The 2,794-nt window shown below is 61.8% G+C and carries 2 protein-coding genes and 2 pseudogenes; all 4 read left to right on the top strand.

Features of this window, described 5'->3' with window-relative positions; all coding sequences use genetic code 11:
• A pseudogene (locus EOA86_RS29450) lies at positions 1-299 on the top strand (ROK family protein); the annotation flags it as partial.
• Positions 300-316: 17 nt separating this feature from the next.
• Positions 317-1,081: an ATP-binding cassette domain-containing protein gene (locus tag EOA86_RS29445; protein WP_128344873.1), complete on the top strand. Its 765-nt coding sequence runs from the start codon at positions 317-319 to the stop codon at positions 1,079-1,081.
• A gap of 39 nt (positions 1,082-1,120) precedes the next feature.
• A complete protein-coding gene (locus tag EOA86_RS29440; RefSeq protein ID WP_128344872.1) occupies positions 1,121-2,161 on the top strand; it encodes a sugar ABC transporter substrate-binding protein in 1,041 nt (346 codons plus the stop codon).
• Between the two features lie 156 nt (positions 2,162-2,317).
• Positions 2,318-2,794, top strand: a pseudogene (locus EOA86_RS29435) (ABC transporter permease); the annotation flags it as partial.

The following is a 2,794-nucleotide window of genomic DNA, read 5'->3' as shown; positions in this document are numbered from 1 at the left end:
CCATCACCATCATCGAGAACCTGTTCGATCCCGAAACCATCATCCTCGGCGGACTCGCGTCCACCGATTTACTTGAACGGCTGGCCGGTTCGGTTGCGAACCTTCCCAACTCGATCTCGGCGCGAAAGGACCGCACGGCGCCGCGTGTCACCGTCGCACGCGGCGGCCAGCATGCGGTGTTGCGCGGTGCCGCAGCGCTTGCCGTCTCAGGGGTGCTTTCGCCGCGCTTCGGCCAGATATTCACCGCCGAGCGCGAACGCGGGCGAGATATCCTGCAAGGCAAGGGGATCGCGGCATGAGCGGAGCTCAGCCTGGCATGAGTGAACCTCTGCTGGTGCTCGACAACGTCGCCAAGAACTATGGCGCGATCGAAGCGCTCAAGGGCATCAGCTTCTCGATCGGCAAGGGCGAGGTGGTGGCGCTTTTGGGTGACAATGGCGCCGGCAAATCGACCCTGGTCAAGATCATCGCCGGCGGGCTGGAGCCGACCTCCGGTCGCATGCTGTTCGAGGGCAAGGAATTCCTCGCCAAATCTCCCGCCGAGGCCAAGGTCGCCGGGATCGAGACCGTCTACCAGGACCTCTCGCTTTGCACCAATGTCGACGTGGTGGCCAACTTCTTCATGGGCCGCGAGATCACCAAGAAATTTCTTGGCGTTCCCCTGCTCGACGAACCCGCCATGGAGCAGGTGGTCGAAAAGGCGCTGGCTAGCGCCGGCACGCGCATCCCTTCGCTCAGAACCAATGTCGAGCACCTCTCAGGCGGCCAGCGGCAGGCCATCGAGCTCAACCGATTCGTGCATTTTGGCGGCAAGCTCGTGCTTCTCGACGAACCGTTCGCGGCACTCGGTGTCGAGCAGACACGGCGCGGTCTCGACATGATCCGCCAGGTGGCCAGCCAAGGTATCGGCGTCGTCATCATCACCCATATCATGCAACAGGCCTTCCAGGTCGCCGACCGGATCGTGGTGATCCGGCAAGGTGTCGTGGCAGGCGATGTCGCGCGCAACAAAACAAGTCCCGACGCGGTGATCAACATGATCACCGGAGAGACGCTTGCCGGTGCCGGACCGGCAGGCTGAGGGGCAAATGAGGGGTCCGGCGCAAGAGGAGCGAACGACATGAAGAAAATACTTCTTTCCGTCTTCGGTATCCTGGCACTGGCCTTTGCCACGCTCACGCCGGCATTCGCCCAGTCCAAGGGCACCGTCTACTACCTGGTGCCGACATTGCTCGACGAATTCCAGACCGGCTCGGTGAGCGCTCTGGAGATGTTCCTGAAGCAGGTCGGCTACGAGATGAAGACGCTGAACGCCGATAACAAGACCGACGCTCAGCAATCGCAAATGAACGACGTTATCGCGCTCAAGCCGTCGGCGATCATTCTTGCCGCCGTCGATTTCAATGCGCTGAAGCCGTCTATCGAGGCCGCCCGCGCCGCCGGCATCCCGGTGGTCGAGTTCGATCGGCAGATCACCTCGACACCGTCCGACTTCACGTCGGTGGCGGGAACGGTCGAGATAGGCCAGATTGCCGCCGATCAGGCCGAGAAGCTCTTGAAGGCGAAGCACGGATCGGTGAAAGGCAAGATCCTCCAGGTGCTCGGCGATCCCGGCGACCCCTACACACTCGACATCCAGAAGGGTTTCGAGGAGAAGATGAAGGCGTCCCCGGACGTCAAGATCATCTCGGTTCCGGCTATGCAATGGGAAGCCAGCAATGCCGGCACCATCGTTGCCGACCAGATGCTCGCCAACCCGGATATCGACCTGATCTTCAGCCACGCCGCGCATCTCTCGGTCGCTGCCGTCGCCTCGCTCGAGGCCGCGGGCAAGAAACCGGGCGACGTTATGCTAATGAGCTCGAATGGCGCGCCGGTCGGCCTTGACCTGATCCGCAAGGGCTGGCTCAACGTCGAGGTCGAGCAGCCGCTCTACGCTCAGGCCGCCGCCGTCGCCATGTTTATGGACAAGGTCGTCAACAAGCAGGAGATCAAGCCGGGAGAGTACGACGTGCTCGGCCTGAAGTCGACCGTGACCAAGGAAGCCTGGGGGCCGAACATCAAGATCCCCGGCGCTGCGATCACCAAGGAAAATGTCGATAACCCGGCCTTCTGGGGCAATATGAAGCCGCCTTCGGACACGGTGAAGCCGGTCGAATAGCAAAGTCGCCTTGGGCTTCGGGCCACGCTGGCCCGGAGCCCACCACTGCAGCCCGGCGCGTCCGAACGGAGGCGCGAGGAACGCTGCAGCAATTTCAATCCGCGCGGTTCCCGAAAACCGAATTGGTTTCGGATCATGCGCCAGCTGGATCAGCACATGAATCCCCGCACGCGCCACGCCCTCGAGTTCGCCCTCGATAACCTCGTCTGGTTCATGCTGGTGTTCGTGCTGGTGGTCTTCTCCATCTTCATTCCGAACTACTTCCAACTGGGCATCTTCGCCAACATCGTAGAGGCGTCGAGCGTGCTTGGCGTCATGTCGATCGGCCTGGCGCTGGTCATCATCACCGGACATATGGACCTGTCGGTCGAGTCCGTGGCGGCGCTCGGCGCCATGGCGGTCGGTATCCTGTTCTGCTCGGCGGGCATCGGCCTTGGCGTTCAATTACAGCCGGAATGGCTGATGGTTCCGGTTTCGCTGCTGCTTGCCCTAGTTGTCGGCGGCATCATAGGCTCCATCAACGGCTATTTGGTCGTGAAGGTGAAGATGAGTGCCTTCATCATCACGCTCGCGTCCTACATCTGGGTGCGCGGCCTTGTGCTGGTCATTTCCGGCGGCCGCTCTGCGCAAGAC

Source organism: Mesorhizobium sp. M5C.F.Ca.IN.020.32.2.1 (assembly GCF_004023105.1).
Classification (GTDB): domain Bacteria; phylum Pseudomonadota; class Alphaproteobacteria; order Rhizobiales; family Rhizobiaceae; genus Mesorhizobium; species Mesorhizobium wenxiniae.
This window is presented reverse-complemented; position numbering and strand designations above follow the sequence as displayed.

Bases quoted from the DNA above. Each gene is read 5' to 3' on its own strand.
- EOA86_RS29445 (WP_128344873.1), top strand. From the start codon at position 317: ATGAGTGAACCTCTGCTGGTGCTCGACAACGTCGCCAAGAACTATGGC.
- EOA86_RS29440 (WP_128344872.1), top strand. From the start codon at position 1,121: ATGAAGAAAATACTTCTTTCCGTCTTCGGTATCCTGGCACTGGCCTTT.